We start from the raw sequence: 15,344 nt of genomic DNA on the forward strand, positions 1-15,344 counted from the left end.
GCCCGGTCGATCGGCTCAGGTCACGAGGCGGCGGGTGGCGAGCTCCTGGACGTTGCCGAGCACGCCTGCGTCGCTCGAGACGAGGTCGAGGAAGTCGTCGCGCTCCAGGGTCAGCAGCACGGCGTCGCTGCTCGCGCGCACGGTCGCGGTGCGAGGCACGTCGCGCAGCAGCCCGATCTCGCCGAAGACGTCGCCGGTGTCTTCGGTGCGCAGCGTCCGGCCGTCCTTGGTGACCTCGACCTCGCCGGATTCGATGAGGTAGAAGCGGTCCGACAGACCGCCCTCGGCGACGATGACGTAACCGGCGGGCACCGAGACCGGGGCGAGCTTGTGCGCGATCCGATCGAGCACCTGCGGGGCGAGGGGCCGGAACAGGTCCACCTTCTCGAGCAGCGACAGGCCCCGCGGCGGCGTCAGGCGCGAGTCGAGGTGCGGGATGCGCACGGCGCACAGCAGGGTGAGCGCCGTGCCGACGATGCCCAGCGAGATGAGCGCGGGGCCGAGTCCCAGCCAGCCGATCAGGATCGGGGTGAGGAACGCGCCCAGCGCCGCCGCACCGATGAGCATCGACTCGATGGCGGCGAACACGCGCGACAGCACCCGATTCGAGACCAGGCGCGGCGGGATGGTGCCGAATCCGACATTGATCATCGGGTCGCACAGTCCGATGACCACGAACGCGATGAACACCACGACCGCTTGCGGCGCGACGCCCAGGGCCAGCAGCGGTACGCACCAGCCGAGGACGCCGACGACCATCAGCCGGCCCAGGCGCACTCTGCCGGCGAGCCCCAGGATGATGAACCCGCCGGCGAACGTCGCCGCGCCCAGCACCGCGTTGAGCAACCCGACCTTGTTCGCATCGCCCAGCATGTGCGCGGCGACCACGACGACCAGCACGTTCACGAGCCCCGCGAGGATGCCGTTGACCACGAGCAGGCCCGACATGGCGACCAGGTCGCGGTCTTTCGCGATGGCCACGAACCCGCCGGCCGCTTCGGCGAGGAACGACCCCTCCTTCTCGCCGGCCTCGACGACCTCGCCGACCACGCCGAGTCCGTCGGTCTCGCTCTTGCCTCGTTCCTCGGGGGCGTCGCGAGTGACTCCGGCCACGAGCACGAGCGACCATGCCAGCCCGAGCGCGTTCAGCAGCACGACGGGAACGATGCCGACGACGCCGAGCAGAAGGCCCGCGATGGCGGGGCCGGCGAACTGCGCCGTGCTGTCGATGATCTCGGCGGTCGCGTTCGCGCTGGTCAGCTGCTTGGGGTTCTCGACGAGCTGCGGCAACAGGCCCGCCTGCGCCGGGCGGAAGGTCGCACCGATGATCGCCAGAAGCGTGGCGGGGATGAGCACCACCCACATGTTGAGGTCGAAGAAGATGGCGGATGCCGTGATCCCGACGAGCACGAGGCAGATGCCGTTCACGGTGAGCATGTAGTCGCGTCGCGACATCCTGTCGGCGATCGTTCCCCCGATCGGCGTGAGCAGCGCCGTCAGCAGGAATCGGACGCCGGCCCACGCGCCCACCAGGGCCGCTCCGCCCTCGTGGTAGGCCCACACCATGATGGCCATGGCGTAGGCCCACTGGCACATCGCCGCCCCGAGATACGCCAGCTGGATGCGCCGGACATTGCGGCTGGTCCAGACCGTGGCGGCGTTCTCTTTGAACAGCGCGACGCCCCGTCGGCTGTCAGTCGCCGTGTCGCTCATCGGCAGGCCTCCCCGGACCAGCGCAGACATCCCCAGAACTACTGACTGAACTCATGATCAACCCCGGCGGGGTCGCTGTCCAGCGTTTTCTCGGGCGATATGGTGAGCGCGTGCCCTTCGCGCTCGCCCTCACCGTCGTCCTCGGACTGCTCGCGGCCTTCCAGCTCGCACTCGCCCTCGGCGCCCCGCTCGGTCGCTTCGCCTGGGGCGGGCAGGAGCGGGTGCTCCCGACCCGGCTGCGTGTCGGGAGCGCGGCGACCATCCTGATCTACGCGATCATCGTCACGCTGGCCTGGGACAGGGTCGGTGCGCTCGACCTGCTGGCGCAGTCGTTCTCCGAGATCGCGATGTGGGTCGCATTCGCGTTCTCCGCCCTCGGCATCCTCATGAACGCCGCCTCGCGCAGCAAGCCGGAGCGCACCATCATGACCCCGACATCGATCATGCTGGCAGGACTCACGTTCCTGATCGCGATGGGCTACGGCGAGTTGGCCATGGCAGCCTGACCGCCGGTCGGACACACCCGTGAACCGTCACACGGCGTAGTAGTCAGTGCGTCGCGGATCAGCTCAGACCGCGTCTTGTGGGCGCAGGCGAGGCAGCACGGACGCTCAGCCCGAGATCTCGACGACCCGACCGGTCTCGAGCGACTGGTGCACGGCGGCGATCGCCGTGGTGATCATCAGTCCTTCCTGCGGGCCGGGAACGTCCACGTCGCCATCGCGGATATAGCGGACGAAGTCATTCACCATATCGATCGGGATGCCGTGGATGCGGCCGTTGCGTTCGTACACCGCGGTCTGCGGCCACGACATGCCCTCGGGCCCGTAGTCGACCACGCCCTGGTTCGCACCGTCGATGTGCACGACGCCCGTCGTCGACTGGATCTCGTAACGGAAGTCGAAGACGGCGGGCATCGACGCGGGCAGCACCCACGACGAGTTCAGCGTGACGTGCGAGCCGTCGTCCATGGTGAAGATCGCGGTGATCCGATCCCACGTATCGATGCCCGATGCGGCGAGGACCTCACGCGACCCCACGGCGTAGACGGACGCCGGACGCGCACCGCTCATCCAGCAGGCCAGATCCAGTGAGTGGGGCATCAGGAACCACGCCGGCGAGCTCTTGGCAGCCCATGACAGCATCTGGGTCGGGACGTAGACGGTGTCGTTCAGGCTGATGATCTGCGCCGTCACCCGTGATCCAGCGCTGCGTAGTCGTTCGCGCACCGACGAGAAGCGCACGTTCCATCTGTTCTCGAAGCCGACCATGATTCTGGTTCCGGATGCCTCGGCCGCCGCGACGATCTCCTTCGCGTCGTCGACCTGCGTCGCGAGCGGCTTCTCGACCATCAGGTCGAGCCCGGCTCGCGCGCACGCGACGGCCACCTCCCGGTGGGCGAAGTCCGGTGTGGCGATCACCGCCGCGTCCAGCTCGGGGTGGGCGGCGAGCATGTCAGAGACGTCGGCGTACCCAGGAATGCCGAACTCCGCCGCCATGCCGTCGAGCACCGCGGGACTGCGATCGCAGATCGCGACGACCTCGGCGTGCGGATTCTCCTGCAACGCTCGCGCGAACATGCCGCCGCGGATCCCGCCGCCGACGATTCCGACCTTTACAGAGCCACTCTGCTTCACGATCCACCCGCTTCCTCGCGTCTAGAACATACTCAAATCCGGTCGATGGTCGAGCTGCTTGTTCCGCGACACTTCATCGGAGGGATCATCCAAGCGATTTCTCCAACGGCATCCCATCCGCGTCCGTCACATCCGACTCGGCCTCCGTCCCTGGGCCGGTGATCGCTCCCGTCGTTTCAGCGGGCTCGACCACATGACGAAAGCCTCGTTCTGCCGCCAGCGCCGCGCCTGCCGCGATCGCCTCCTCGCGGCTCGCGAAGCTCTGCGACAGGCCAGGATGTGCGTCGACATGATTCTCCCATTGGCCGCGGTTCGACCTCGTGATGATCCTCACGGTAGAGCTTGCTTCATCCATGTCCGCTCCTCCTCAACTCGTCGAATCCGACGGAGCATCCTCGGCGGTGAGCCGGTCCTCGACTACAGCCGAATACGCCAGGCGCGGTCACGGGCGCTCACTCGGCAACGGTGAAGCTTTGGCCGTTCCATCGCCGTCAACGGATCGCAAATCCGTGTCAACGGGATGGACCCCAACCCTTGGAAACACTGGCGGAGACGGAGGGATTTGAATACTGAAGGCGGCCGATGAGGTGGGCGCGTTGGGCTCGAGTTCCCTTGATTTCATGCGGATTCAGGGGGTGTCCAGGCTGAGTTCAGTGGTTCTCGTATGTGTTCAGAGCGTTGCGTTTCGATTCGCGCCTTCCAGAAATCTTCCAACTTCGGACAGCCGCCACAGCAGCACGTCGAGCATCTGCGGGCGTGCTCTCATCGGATGGATGACGAGTTCATTGCCGCTGTCGCAGATGGGCGCGACTGTCTCCAGCAACCGACTCGAGTGTTGAAGCCAGAGTCGCAGCCGACGCGTGGGCGAGTCACCGTCGAGGTCCAGGATCCAGGCCCCCGTTGTCGGCTGGGCTGCATCCCCATCGGATGTACTGCGCTAGGCATCACCTCTCACGTGATTCATCCTGCCGTCGCCGGAGTTCGGCGATGCGCTCTCGCTCACGCGCATCCTTCGCAGCTCCATCTCTCGCCACTACGCTTAGAGGGCCAGTGACTCCTTCGGTCCACTTCTTCTGGTTATCGCGGATGTCGCGCACTGCTTGCGCAACGTCGTGAATCCCCCGAACCTCAATCCACTCTCGTTCTGTGTAGATACTGAGATCGAGGACCGCTGGCGACGTAAGGACAGCGCCTTCGAGGCCCTGGAACGTCACTGTCCCCTCATGGCGGTCCGGTAATCCGGAGTCCTTCCTATCGGGCGCCCAGACCCACGAAGTCCGCCACTCTTGCCCGGGCGCAAGCACCGCGAACGTGGGAATTCCGACACGAGTCCCAGAGTCCCGACGGTTCGCCCGCTGGGGCCATGGTTCGAGGTCGATTCGAACGTTCGTCGCAGCGGTAGGACCGAAGTTCTTGACTACGAGATCGATGGCTAGGTTGGTTGCGGCCGATTCCTCGGTGAACGCGACGACGTATGGCTGGGCTCGTTCAATCTCAAGTTGTCGAGCGAGCTCCCGGGCGGCCTTCGCCTCCTTAACCTGGTGCCACGCAAACCAGAGCGCACCCAGCGCGATCGCTGCAGTGACGGCCGCCGCGATCGCCGCAATCCAGTCGGTTAGAGAGGGACCAGCTTCGAGGGCCGATAGTAGACGATCCAGGTAGTCATCAATCATGCTCTCGATGCTGACACACCATTCGAAATCGGTACTTGACGGCGACGCAAGTCCGAGCGACTAAGCCTCGATCCACCGATGGGGCTGGGTTTTGGGTGGGCGTCATGACGCTGAAATGCCTATCTGATCGGGGAGAATAGTGATTGTCTAGGCCACTGTTCAACCGATCCGAGAGGCATCTCGTAGATGCAATTCAAGCACGCTCCGGCGGCAGTGTCCGCGGTGTTCGACGATCCGAATCTCGTGTCGGCTGCGGGGCTGGTGCCGTTGCTGCGGCTGGCGCGCTCGGCGGGACTGGGCGAGCTCGCGCGGGGCCGGTTGACGGTGCCGACGGACAAGGGTGCGAACGCGGGCGCGAAGGTGGTGGCGCTGGTCGCGGGGATGCTCGCCGGCGCGGACTCGATCGACGACATGAACCTGCTCCGCCACGGCGGCATGGGGAGCCTGTTTCACCGTACGTATGCGCCGTCGACGCTGGGCTCGTTCCTGCGCGAGTTCCGGTTCGGGCATGTTCGCCAGCTCGACGCGGTCGCTTCCCGTGTGCTCGGCGGCCTGGCCTCTCAGGCGCCGTTGCTGTAGGTCCGGGGCGGTGAGCGGGTGATGGTGGACCTGGACGACACGATCGTCGAGGTGCACGGGTATCAGAAGCAGGGCGCCGGGTTCGGGTACTCCGGCGTGCGCGGCCTGAATGCGCTGCTCGCGACAGCATCGACGCCCTCGTCGGCGCCGGTGATCCTTGCCCAGCGGCTGCGGAAGGGACAGACCGGGTCCCCGAAGGGAGCGGCACGGATCGTCGGAGGCGCCCTCGCGACGTTGCGCCGGATGAACACGGGCGCAGGCACTACGCGGGTGCTGCTACGGGCGGATTCCGCGTTCTACGGCAACGCGACCATCGGCACCGCGACCCGAGCAGGCACGGACGTATCGGTGACCGTCCGGATGGACCCCGCGGTGAAAGCCGCGATCGCCACCATCCCGGAGGACGCGTGGACGAAGATCGAATACACCGACGCGATCCGGGACGAGGCCACCGGGCAGTGGGTCTCCAAAGCCGAAGTCGCCAAGGTCCCGTTCACCGCGTTCCGCTCTCGGCGCAAGACCGAACACGTGACGGGGCGGCTGGTCGTGCGGCGCATCCCCGACCTGAACCCCAAGAAGGTGGACCAGCCGACACTGTTCGACACGTGGCATCACGCGTTCTTCACCACCACCGACCCCGCCGAGTTCGACACGGTCGAAGCCGACAAGACGCATCGTCGTCACGCGATCATCGAGCAAGTCCACGCTGACCTGAAGAACGGCCCCCTCGCACACCTGCCTTCCGGCGTTTTCACCGCGAACAGTGCCTGGCTCGTGCTCGCCGTGATCGCGTTCAACCTCACCCGCGCTGCCGGGATCATCGCCGACCGGACCGGGCGGCTCGCGAGAGCGACAACCGCGACGGTCCGCCGCGCCCTCATCCACGTGCCCGCACGCCTTGCCCGCTCCGCACGCCGGATCACACCGCACCTCCCCGAGGCCTGGCCATGGGAGAACGCCTTCGCGCGCCTGCTCACGGTCACGCACGCACCCCCGCAGCCAGCAACTACATGACCAACGCCGCGACGCGGCACGACCAAACGACCACGCGGACGACCGGGATGCGGCGCCCGGGACACACCCCTGCACGCCACCAACCGCCACGCCCCGATCACGCCGACCCCGCCCCCACCAGGCTCACCGGTGGATCGAGGCTAAGGCTGGTGGGCGAACCGGCGGTGGGACGACGCGCCCACATGCACTCGATAGCACACGCGTCCGGCGCGGCTCGAGGCGTGGTCGACGGCGTGAAGCAATGCTCGAACGCCCTCAGTGTTACGCGATCCGTTACGCACAGCACAGACGGTCGGCGAACGCATGTCCTACGGGCTCGGGCCTCGAACCTGTCGCCCACCCGATCCAACCCGCCCGAACGTGCCCGAGTGAAGTCGTCGCCAATCAGCCCTGGTAGCGCTCGCGCCGTTGCATACGCAAGCGCGAGTACGGCCGAGGGTCCCGCGATCCGAGCAGTCCGAGTTCGTCGAGGATGTCCGAGTAGTCAACGGGAAGGACTCCTGACTCGGAGAGGGCCTCTTGGACGCAGAAATCGGCGATGATCTGTCGCTTCGGGCCAGCCGACCATTCTCGCCTGTAGCGCCCCTCAACCGCGCGCATCTTCGCCTGCCTAGCCCCATATGAAAAGGACAGGCTGAGATCTCGACAGACCGACGCGAACACCGACGAGACCGACACCGAACTAGAATCCCTCCATTGCTGAGCTAGGGTGCGAGACCGGCGGACCGCTTGCGCTGCCCGAATTAGCGCGCGTAGATACTCATCGACTTGCTCGAGAAGTCGCTCCACCGCGTCCTCCCAATCGATCGGCTTCTTCCCCACCCATCTGTTGTAGAAGTCGACCGCAGCTTGGTTGTCATCGTGCTGGTGGGCGGTCCGCAGAAGATATACCGTGCGCGTTGCCTCATACTTCTCAAGCACGTCCACACTTGCGAGGAATGAAGCGTCCTCCGCTAACCTCGGGCTTTCATCGGTGAGGGTGCTTGGTGTTGTGGCGTAGACGGGGAAAGTGCTCCTGATCTGGGAGAATTGATCTTGCTTAAGGTCCAATTCGTCCAGTTCAAAGGAGCACCTTCAAGGTGAAGACTACCGGGTCGTATCCGCGGCTTCAGATCGACACCGCGGACGTGCCCGCGGTCGGGCATGCGGGCGGTGTCATGTTGACCGAAACGATCCGCGCGACGGGCCTGGACCGGGCGATGGCGGCGGCGCTCGGGCCGTGGCGCAAGCGGTTCGCGGTCCATGACCCGGGCAAGGTGATCCTCGATCTCGCGGTCGCTCTCGCGCTTGGCGGGGATGCGCTGTCTGATCTGGCGACGGTGCGCGCGGAGCCGGGCGCGTATGGGCCGGTTGCGCCGGATCCGACGGTGTCCCGCACGATCGCGGCGCTGGCTGCTGATGCGGACCAGGTGCTGACCGCGATCAGCGCCGCCCGGCAGGAAGGGCGTGCGACTGCGTGGGCTCTGGCTGGTGGGCACGCTCCCGACGCCGACATCTCGGCGGATCGGCCGTTGGTGATCGATCTGGACGCGACGCTGATCACCGCGCATTCAGAGAAGGAGGACGCGGCCCCCACGTTCAAGCGCGGGTTCGGGTTCCACCCCCTCTGCGCGTTCGTCGACCACGGCCCCGCCGGCACTGGGGAGATACTCGCGATCCGGTTGCGACCCGGGAACGCCGGGTCGAACACCGCCGCCGACCACATCGCTGTCGTGACAGCAGCCCTCGCTCAGCTGCCCGGTGGGAGGTCCCGACCGGGCAAGAGCGTGCTGATCCGCACCGACGGTGCCGGCGGGACGAAAGAGTTCGTGACCTGGCTCACGAAGCGGCGGTTGTCGTACTCGGTCGGGTTCACGCTCCCGTTCCACACCCCCGCCTTCTACGAGCTCCTCACCGAGCACCATGCCAGGGAACCCGCGCTCGACGCCGACGGCGAGGTCCGTGATAGTGCCGCCGTGGCCGAGCTGACAGGGATCCTCGATCTGACCGGATGGCCGGAAGGAATGCGTGTCATCGTGCGCCGGGAACGTCCCCACCCCGGCGCCGGGCTCCGCTTCGACGACGTCGACGGGTACCGGCTGACCGCATTCGCCACCAACAGCAAACGCGGACAGCTGCCGCACCTCGAGTTGCGTCACCGCCGCCGCGCACGCTGCGAAGACCGCATCCGGCAGGCGAAGGACGCCGGGCTGCGCAACCTTACCCTCAAAGGGTTCGATCAGAACCGGATCTGGTGCGCGATCGTCGCCGCCGCCGGCGACCTGCTCGCCTGGGCCGGGCTCCTCGCCCACCCCGGCCATAAGGCCCGCCGGTGGGAACCCAAACGCCTGCGGCACCGGCTCTTCACGATCCCTGCCAGCATCGCCCGACACGGGCGCCGCACCATCCTGCACTTGTCGAACCGGTCCCGATGGGCGAGCATCGCGCTCACCGCGATCAGCCGGCTCCGCGCCCTGCCCGCGCCCTCCGGCTGACGCCATCGATCTCGGTCACCACCACGACCCGGAGCCCGGAGACCCGCGACCGCAGCGCAACGCGGCAACTGTCGTACCCACATGCCACAATCAGCGTCACAACCCCGGCAACAACGCCGACCACACCACGTCAGCCAACCGACGAAAGATCGAGGCGAGTCGCGCGAGTCGCGCGTCCATGTCCGCTCAGTCGTCGGATATTGGCCGCCGAATGCGGCGGAGCTGACTGCGTATCAGCGACGGTTGGCGGGCCACGCCGAACTGGAGCAAGACATTGAATCAAGGAAGGTCAGCGAAAATGCTTCGTTGAGAGGCGGATTCTCTGGTACAAGTTAAGTTGCATCAACATTGGTGTTCGAGAAGGGGATCGAATGTCTACGCCATCAAGCAGTTCGTCTGACCGCGTCGACAAACTTCTGGCCGGGATTCTGGCACTCCTCGCAGCAGAGCGGGACGATGCGATTAGTACCCGGCTGACCGGTCTACCTCGATTGAGAAGCACTGAATCGGTGCTCAACTCGGCAGGTTTCACACCCGCTGAGATTGCGGAATCCCTCGGCAAGGCCTACGAAGGGGTGCGCTCGACACTGCGACGCGAGTCCGCGCAGAAGAACAAGCGTGCAAAGGAGGCCGACGAATGACCCCTGAGTACGAGCAGCAGATGCTGGAAAAAATGGACCTGCTACTTGGCGTGGTTCAGCTCGCTTACGCCGAGGAGATCAAGGCTGCGAGATCTGACCTTCGATCTGATGCCGTGGTTGCGGCGATTCTTGACACCTGCGAAGACTGGACACCGGCCGGCACCGTGATCAATGAAGCGGTGCGGATCTCTGGATCAGCGAAGCGTACCGTGCAGCGCAGAGTCTCAGACCTCCTCGCACGACGCGCGCTGGCACAGCGAGGGGCGACGGTCTCCTCTGCTTACAGATCGACCGGCCTTTTGTAGAAAGGGAGCTCGAAGTGGCCAATGACGATGAGGACTACGTGGAGCCCGTTGCCCCGGCTGCTCAACAGTCGCTGCTGGCTGCACTGGTTGCGCTTCTCGCCGATGAGCGAGAACACGACCCAGTTCGTACAACCGCGCGTAAAACAGAGGTGCTGCTGGCGGATGCTGGCCTCCACCCCACTCAGATCGGACCGCTGCTCGGCAAGAAGCCCGACACCGTGCGCATGGCCATTCGACGCGCTCGCAAAGCCGCTGACCCGCCGGCCAAGAAGGAAACGACCGGAGGGGCCGAGTAATTGCCCGAGAGTCTGGACCTGTACGCCGAGATAGCAGCGATGAGAAATCAGCTCGATGACGTCTCAGCGATCACCTCTGCGCTACTCCGTGCGGGAGGCGCGAAGCCCAAGGCCGAGATTCTGGCCTTTCTCGAAAAGGATCAAGCCGCCCGACTCGTCTTCCTGATGTGTGATGGAGAGACCACGCAGGCGGCAATCGTCAAGGAGTTGACGAGGCGAGGTGTTCCAGGGGGAAGTCGCGCAGGCGTCAGCCGCAAGCTCGAGGTGCTATTCAACGAGTATCACCTAATTGCGCCGGACCATCGACTTCACGGGAGTAGGGTCTACCGGCGTACGACGATCGCAACGGCGCTGCATATCGAGCGTGACCTGAACAAGTTGGGCTTGGGTCTGTGACGCAGGCTGCCGAGCACAAGATCGTTCGGACGCTCACTCAGAGGTGTCGCGCTCGTGGGTTTCGGGACGGACCCGCCCTGCTGGACTTGCTCGTGAAGTCCCACCGCGATTCGGTGAAGGTCTTGCCTTCCGACGTCCCTGAACAGTTCTCCGTGCCGAACGGTCTCACCAAGACCAAGGCGGCCGAGTTCGCGAATGAAATCCTTGACGCCGTACGTACCGATGAGTCGAGCAAGCAAGAGGAAACAGTTCCGTTGGTCATGATCGTGACAGCGCTCTCGCTTGAGGCAGAAGCTGTTGCGGAGTATCTAGAGGATATCCGCGAGGTCGAGCACCCAACGACGGGTTCCCTTTACCAGGTGGGTCGTTTCCCTGGATCCCCCCGATTCGATGTGGCTGTCATTGTTACGGCGCCCGGCAACGAGTCCGCGGCTATGGAGACCGAGCGTGCCATTCACCATTTCAGCCCGCGGATCGCGCTATTCGTCGGAGTGGCGGGTGGCCTGAAGGATGATGTCAACATCGGCGACGTCGTTGCTGCTGACCACGTCTACGACTACTCATCCGCGAAGGAGGGGGACGGGCCTGTCGGGGCACGTATCAAGACGGCCCAAGCGAGCTACGCCGCGATTCAACGAGCGCGGGTGGTTGCCTCCTCTAGAGCATGGGTCTCGCTCGTAAAGCGCCACTCCCCGAATTCTGACGCTCGTGAACCTATTGCGCTAGTAAAGCCGATCGCGGCCGGCCCGAGACTGTTGGCTTCAACTGAGGCTCCCACCGCACTGTGGATCAAGGACCACTGCAACGACGCGCAAGCCGTTGAGATGGAGGGGTACGGCTTCCACGCCTCCCTATCGGGGTATCCGGGCATCGAAGCTCTCGTCATTCGAGGAATCTCAGATGTCATTGACGGGAAGTCAGCTCAGAGCGACAAGGCATGGCAGCCGGTCGCTGCGAGCCGGGCGGCTGCCTTCGCGCTTACGGTCGCATCTGGTCTGATCCGTTCCACGGAAGCGAAACGCACAAGCGAGTGAGGAACCATGGTGAAGACAGAGCACGAAGAACTCATTTCAGCTATCCAGAGCATGGATCGAAAGTTGAGCGCCCTGCTATCGATCGTGGTGGATCAGCACCTCCGTCGAACTGCAGACCTCGCTACCCCGCGGCCCCGAAACATCGATCGGATTCTGTCAGATGCAGGCATGCTCGGCACGGAGATCGCCGCCACTCTCGGCAAGACGCCCCAGGCCGTGTCTCAGGCGTTGAAGACTTCGGCAAAGGCCGCCGGGCGAAACCGTGAGACGCCGCCCAAAGCCACGGACGGCACCGAAACCGTCTAGCTCCCCCCATCCGTGGCAGGCGTTCGATGACCGGTCGTCATGCGCGCTGCGCGTGTTTGGCGACACCCGCCCAACTCGACGGGCGCGGGGGCCCCGCCCGGGTGAAGTGCGCGGAGGCGGTGCGTCAAACGCGCGCCGCTCGGGACCTCGACGTCGTCAAGGGGGACACCACCTGTGCGGGGTGGTGCCCTCACGCCGTCGAGCCGACCGACTTCCGTGGAACCACGCGGCTTCTGGGCCCTCCGAGGCACGAGCGTGGTGAGGGTGGCGCGCCCCAGGGGCACCCAAAGGTCCCCCTGGGGGACCCCTGAGGGCCGAAAGCCGCCCGAGCTGAACCGTGAGGTCCACGATGCCAAGCGAAAGATTCGTCTTCTGATCAGGTATTCTTGCGCGGAGACGGAGGGATTTGAACCCTCGGTCCCCTTACGAGGACTCCACCTTAGCAGGGTGGTGCACTAGGCCTGACTATGCGACGTCTCCATGCATCCGGCACCCGAGGGCGCGAACGCGTCTGTCCATGATAACCGGTCCGCGCACCCGTCACGAACCGGGCCAAGAGCCACGGCAGAAGACGGCCGAGCGACCCGAGAGCACGGGTCGAGGCATCCATCACCGCCCGTCACCGGCGTCACCCGTTGCCATTCGAGCAGGTCTGCTCGGCCGCCGTCTGACCGGCGATCGACGACGGCAGCCTCACACCGGCACCGGACGCAGAAGGCGACGCAGACGGCGTCGGGCTCGGCGATGTCGTCGGCTTTTCGACCACCACGCCGTTGCCCTGGCTCGCCCCACCGGTGAGCACGAGCTTCTCGTTGGCCGCCAGCGCCGCCCACAGCGCCCGCGCGGCCGGCTCGTCGGGTACCACCCGGTTGGGGTCGACGGGGTCGGCCATCGTCGGGTACTGCACGAACACGATCTGCCCGAACGGCACGCTCTTGACGGCCAGCGCGATCTGCACGAGCGTCAGCGGGTCGGTCAGGGTCGCGCTGGGCGTGATGTTCTGCACGGCGACCGTGGCCAGCTTCAGCAGCAGCGCGGGGTTCGACAGGGTCCCCTGGCTCATCAGCTTGCGGGCCAGGCGCGACATGTACTGCTGCTGGTTCGAGATGCGGCCCAGGTCTCCCCCGTTGCCGACGCCGTGCCTCGTGCGCAGGAACTGCAGCGCCGTCAGCCCCGAGATCGTGTGCATGCCGGGCGACAGGTGCAGGTGCGTGTACGGGTCGTCGATGCCGTTGGCCACGCACACGGTCACCCCGCCGATCGCGTCGGTGAGCTGGATCACCCCGCCCCACGTGATCTTCGCCGCGTACGGGATCTTCATGCCGCTCAGCTGCGACACGGTCTTGACGACGCACGAGAGGCCGCCGTATCCGTAGGTGGAGTTGACCATGGATGCCTGGGTCGCGGGTGCGACGGATCCGTCGGGGCGCGTGCAGCTGGGCGTGGGGATCACGAGGTCGCGCGGAATCGAGATCACGGTCACGCGACGCGGGTTGTCGGAGATGTGCACGAGCAGGTTGACGTCGTTGCGCTCCCCCACGGCATCCTGCCCCTTGCACCGGTTGCCGAACAGGGCGGCGTACGAGGGCTCGCAGACATCCGTGCCGGCCAGGAACAGGTTCACTCCGCCGGAGATCGCGCCGACGTCGGGCGGCGGGGTCCCCTGCCCCTCGAGGGCCACCGCGTGCGACGAGAACGTCGACCCGAGCTGGAAGGCCGCGTACGCGGCGACTCCGGATGCCGCGACCACCACGACGGCCACGGCGACCGCGACCAGCTTCAGCACCTGCCCGAACGTCCGCGGCGACGGGTTCTTCGCGTGCTGACCGACCGGCTGCCGCTCGTCGGAGATGGGATCGCTGCGCACGTGTGACCTCTCATCGACCACGCCGCCGGCAGGGACCGGAGGCGGCGGATTCGAGTCACACCGTCATGTTGCGGAGGGTGTGGGATTCGAACCCACGGGACATTGCTGCCCACTGGTTTTCAAGACCAGATCCTTCGGCCGCTCGGACAACCCTCCCCGGCAGAACCCCGCCGGAACGGGTCGAGTCTAGTCGACCGTCGAACCCGGCCGTCGAACCCCGTCTTTTCAACAGAGCGAGCATGCTCCCGCAGGCTGGAGGCCTGCTATGCGCGACGCCAATGGCTGCTGTGCGGCAGCTGAACCTACTCGATCTCGGCGATCGGCCGCAGCAGGCTCTCGTCGACCTGCACGCCGAGCCCCGGCGCCGTGATCGCCCGCGCCCGGCCGTCGACCGATCGCGGCTGGTATCCGGCGATGTGCTCGTTGGTCCAGTCGTTGTACGACGAGACGTTGAACAGGGCTCGCGGGTCGGTGGTGGCGGCCAGGTGGTTGACGGCGGCCGCGGCCAGGTCGCCGCCCCAGGTGTCTTCCATCGACACCTTGAGCCCGAGGCTCTGGGCGGCGTCGCGCAGCTGCAGCGCGGCCGAGAAGCCGCCCACGCGCGAGTACTTGAGGTTTACGGCCGAAATGCCGGCCTCGTGCTTGGCGCGGTACAGGTCCTCGAGCGTCACGATGCTCTCGTCGAGGATCAGCTGCTGCGGCATGTGCCGCGAGACGAGGATGCTGTCGTCCAGCGTCCTGCACGGCTGCTCGATGTAGACGGGGATGTCGCCGATGAGCCGCACCGCCGTGAGGGCGTCGTGCACGTCCCACCCGCCGTTCGCGTCGGCCAGGACCACGACGTCGTCGGGCACCGCGGCCACCACGGCGCGGGTGCGCTGCGCGTCGAGCTCGGGCTCGTTGCCGACCTTGAGCTGAAAGCGGCGGATGCCCTCGGCCATGCGGGCCTCGACGAACGCGACCATCCGGTCGGGAGCCTCGAGCGGCACGGCCTCGTAGAGCGGGAAGTCGGGGTTCTGGATGCCGCCGGTCAGGCCCGAGATCGGCAGCCCGGCGCGCTGGCCCAGCAGATCCCACAGCGCGATGTCGATCGGGCTCTTGGCCGCGCGCTGCTCGAGCAGCACACCGTCCATGAGCAGGTGCGCGCCGCGCAGGTCGAGCGGGTCGTGACCGATCAGCGCGGGGGCGAGCTCGCGCAGCGCCGCGCGCACCCCCTCGGCGAAGGCCGGCAGATAGGTGCCGCCCAGGGTGGCGACCTCGGCCCACCCGACGAGCCCGTCGTCGGTCTCGACGGCCACGACCGTCGCCGGCTGGGTGCTCGCGGCACGCCCGCCCGACATCACGTAGGTGCCGTGCCGGTACGTCAGGTCGTAGCCGTACAGCCGGATCCGCTGAATGCGCACGCTCTC

General features: G+C 66.2%; 14 protein-coding genes, 2 tRNA genes and 1 pseudogene. 9 read left to right on the forward strand and 8 right to left on the reverse strand.

Features of this window, described 5'->3' with window-relative positions:
- Positions 1-15 precede the first annotated feature (15 nt).
- On the reverse strand, positions 16-1,713 hold the full coding sequence (locus AC3RX0_RS14930) for an MFS transporter (RefSeq protein ID WP_491506780.1): 1,698 nt from the start codon (positions 1,711-1,713) through the stop codon (positions 16-18).
- 110 nt (positions 1,714-1,823) lie between these two features.
- On the opposite strand from AC3RX0_RS14930, the gene AC3RX0_RS14935 reads away from it, so the two are divergent.
- Positions 1,824-2,219, forward strand: a complete 396-nt coding sequence (locus tag AC3RX0_RS14935) for a hypothetical protein (RefSeq protein WP_491506781.1) — start codon at positions 1,824-1,826, stop codon at positions 2,217-2,219.
- A 105-nt stretch (positions 2,220-2,324) separates the two neighbouring features.
- Here AC3RX0_RS14935 and AC3RX0_RS14940 read toward each other — a convergent pair whose 3' ends face one another.
- The 3 genes from AC3RX0_RS14940 to AC3RX0_RS14950 all read right to left on the reverse strand — a co-directional run bounded on the left by AC3RX0_RS14940 (position 2,325) and on the right by AC3RX0_RS14950 (position 5,023).
- A complete protein-coding gene (locus tag AC3RX0_RS14940) occupies positions 2,325-3,350 on the reverse strand; it encodes a Gfo/Idh/MocA family protein (RefSeq protein WP_491506782.1) in 1,026 nt (341 codons plus the stop codon).
- Between the two features lie 85 nt (positions 3,351-3,435).
- A complete protein-coding gene (locus tag AC3RX0_RS14945; protein ID WP_491506783.1) occupies positions 3,436-3,705 on the reverse strand; it encodes a DUF2188 domain-containing protein in 270 nt (89 codons plus the stop codon).
- A 589-nt stretch (positions 3,706-4,294) separates the two neighbouring features.
- Entirely contained in the window at positions 4,295-5,023 is a 729-nt protein-coding gene (locus tag AC3RX0_RS14950) for a DUF8453 domain-containing protein (protein ID WP_491506784.1), read from the reverse strand.
- A 186-nt stretch (positions 5,024-5,209) separates the two neighbouring features.
- On the opposite strand from AC3RX0_RS14950, the pseudogene AC3RX0_RS14955 reads away from it, so the two are divergent.
- The 8 genes and pseudogenes from AC3RX0_RS14955 (at position 5,210) to AC3RX0_RS14990 (ending at position 12,068) form a co-directional block, all read left to right on the forward strand.
- Positions 5,210-6,616 (forward strand): annotated as a pseudogene (locus tag AC3RX0_RS14955) (IS1380 family transposase).
- Between the two features lie 1,079 nt (positions 6,617-7,695).
- Positions 7,696-9,090: an IS1380 family transposase gene (locus AC3RX0_RS14960; protein ID WP_491506785.1), complete on the forward strand. Its 1,395-nt coding sequence runs from the start codon at positions 7,696-7,698 to the stop codon at positions 9,088-9,090.
- 371 nt (positions 9,091-9,461) lie between these two features.
- On the forward strand, positions 9,462-9,731 hold the full coding sequence (locus tag AC3RX0_RS14965; RefSeq protein WP_491506786.1) for a hypothetical protein: 270 nt from the start codon (positions 9,462-9,464) through the stop codon (positions 9,729-9,731).
- Positions 9,728-10,036 (forward strand): hypothetical protein, encoded by a 309-nt coding sequence (locus AC3RX0_RS14970; RefSeq protein ID WP_491506787.1) that lies wholly within the window; start codon positions 9,728-9,730, stop codon positions 10,034-10,036. The genes AC3RX0_RS14965 and AC3RX0_RS14970 overlap by 4 nt, the downstream gene beginning before the upstream one ends.
- Positions 10,037-10,050: 14 nt before the next feature.
- Complete coding sequence (locus tag AC3RX0_RS14975) at positions 10,051-10,332, forward strand: hypothetical protein (protein ID WP_491506788.1); 282 nt, start codon at positions 10,051-10,053, stop codon at positions 10,330-10,332.
- Positions 10,333-10,371: 39 nt separating this feature from the next.
- Positions 10,372-10,728: a hypothetical protein gene (locus AC3RX0_RS14980; RefSeq protein WP_498165999.1), complete on the forward strand. Its 357-nt coding sequence runs from the start codon at positions 10,372-10,374 to the stop codon at positions 10,726-10,728.
- Positions 10,725-11,762, forward strand: a complete 1,038-nt coding sequence (locus AC3RX0_RS14985; RefSeq protein WP_491506790.1) for a 5'-methylthioadenosine/S-adenosylhomocysteine nucleosidase family protein — start codon at positions 10,725-10,727, stop codon at positions 11,760-11,762. The genes AC3RX0_RS14980 and AC3RX0_RS14985 overlap by 4 nt, the downstream gene beginning before the upstream one ends.
- A gap of 6 nt (positions 11,763-11,768) precedes the next feature.
- The gene (locus AC3RX0_RS14990) at positions 11,769-12,068 is read left to right on the forward strand and encodes a hypothetical protein (RefSeq protein ID WP_491506791.1); all 300 of its coding nucleotides are present in this window, start codon (positions 11,769-11,771) and stop codon (positions 12,066-12,068) included.
- Between the two features lie 391 nt (positions 12,069-12,459).
- Here the strand turns inward: AC3RX0_RS14990 and AC3RX0_RS14995 are convergent.
- The 4 genes from AC3RX0_RS14995 to AC3RX0_RS15010 all read right to left on the reverse strand — a co-directional run bounded on the left by AC3RX0_RS14995 (position 12,460) and on the right by AC3RX0_RS15010 (position 15,338).
- Positions 12,460-12,548, reverse strand: a tRNA-Ser gene (locus AC3RX0_RS14995).
- A gap of 148 nt (positions 12,549-12,696) precedes the next feature.
- The gene (locus tag AC3RX0_RS15000; protein WP_491506792.1) at positions 12,697-13,935 is read right to left on the reverse strand and encodes an LCP family protein; all 1,239 of its coding nucleotides are present in this window, start codon (positions 13,933-13,935) and stop codon (positions 12,697-12,699) included.
- Positions 13,936-14,006: 71 nt separating this feature from the next.
- A tRNA-Ser gene (locus tag AC3RX0_RS15005) sits at positions 14,007-14,091 on the reverse strand.
- A 146-nt stretch (positions 14,092-14,237) separates the two neighbouring features.
- Positions 14,238-15,338 carry a mandelate racemase/muconate lactonizing enzyme family protein gene (locus AC3RX0_RS15010; protein ID WP_491506793.1) on the reverse strand — a complete coding sequence of 367 codons (1,101 nt, stop codon included), beginning with the start codon at positions 15,336-15,338 and terminating at the stop codon, positions 14,238-14,240.
- Between the last annotated feature and the right edge of the window lie 6 nt (positions 15,339-15,344).

Source organism: Microbacterium sp. W1-4-2 (genome assembly GCF_058349885.2).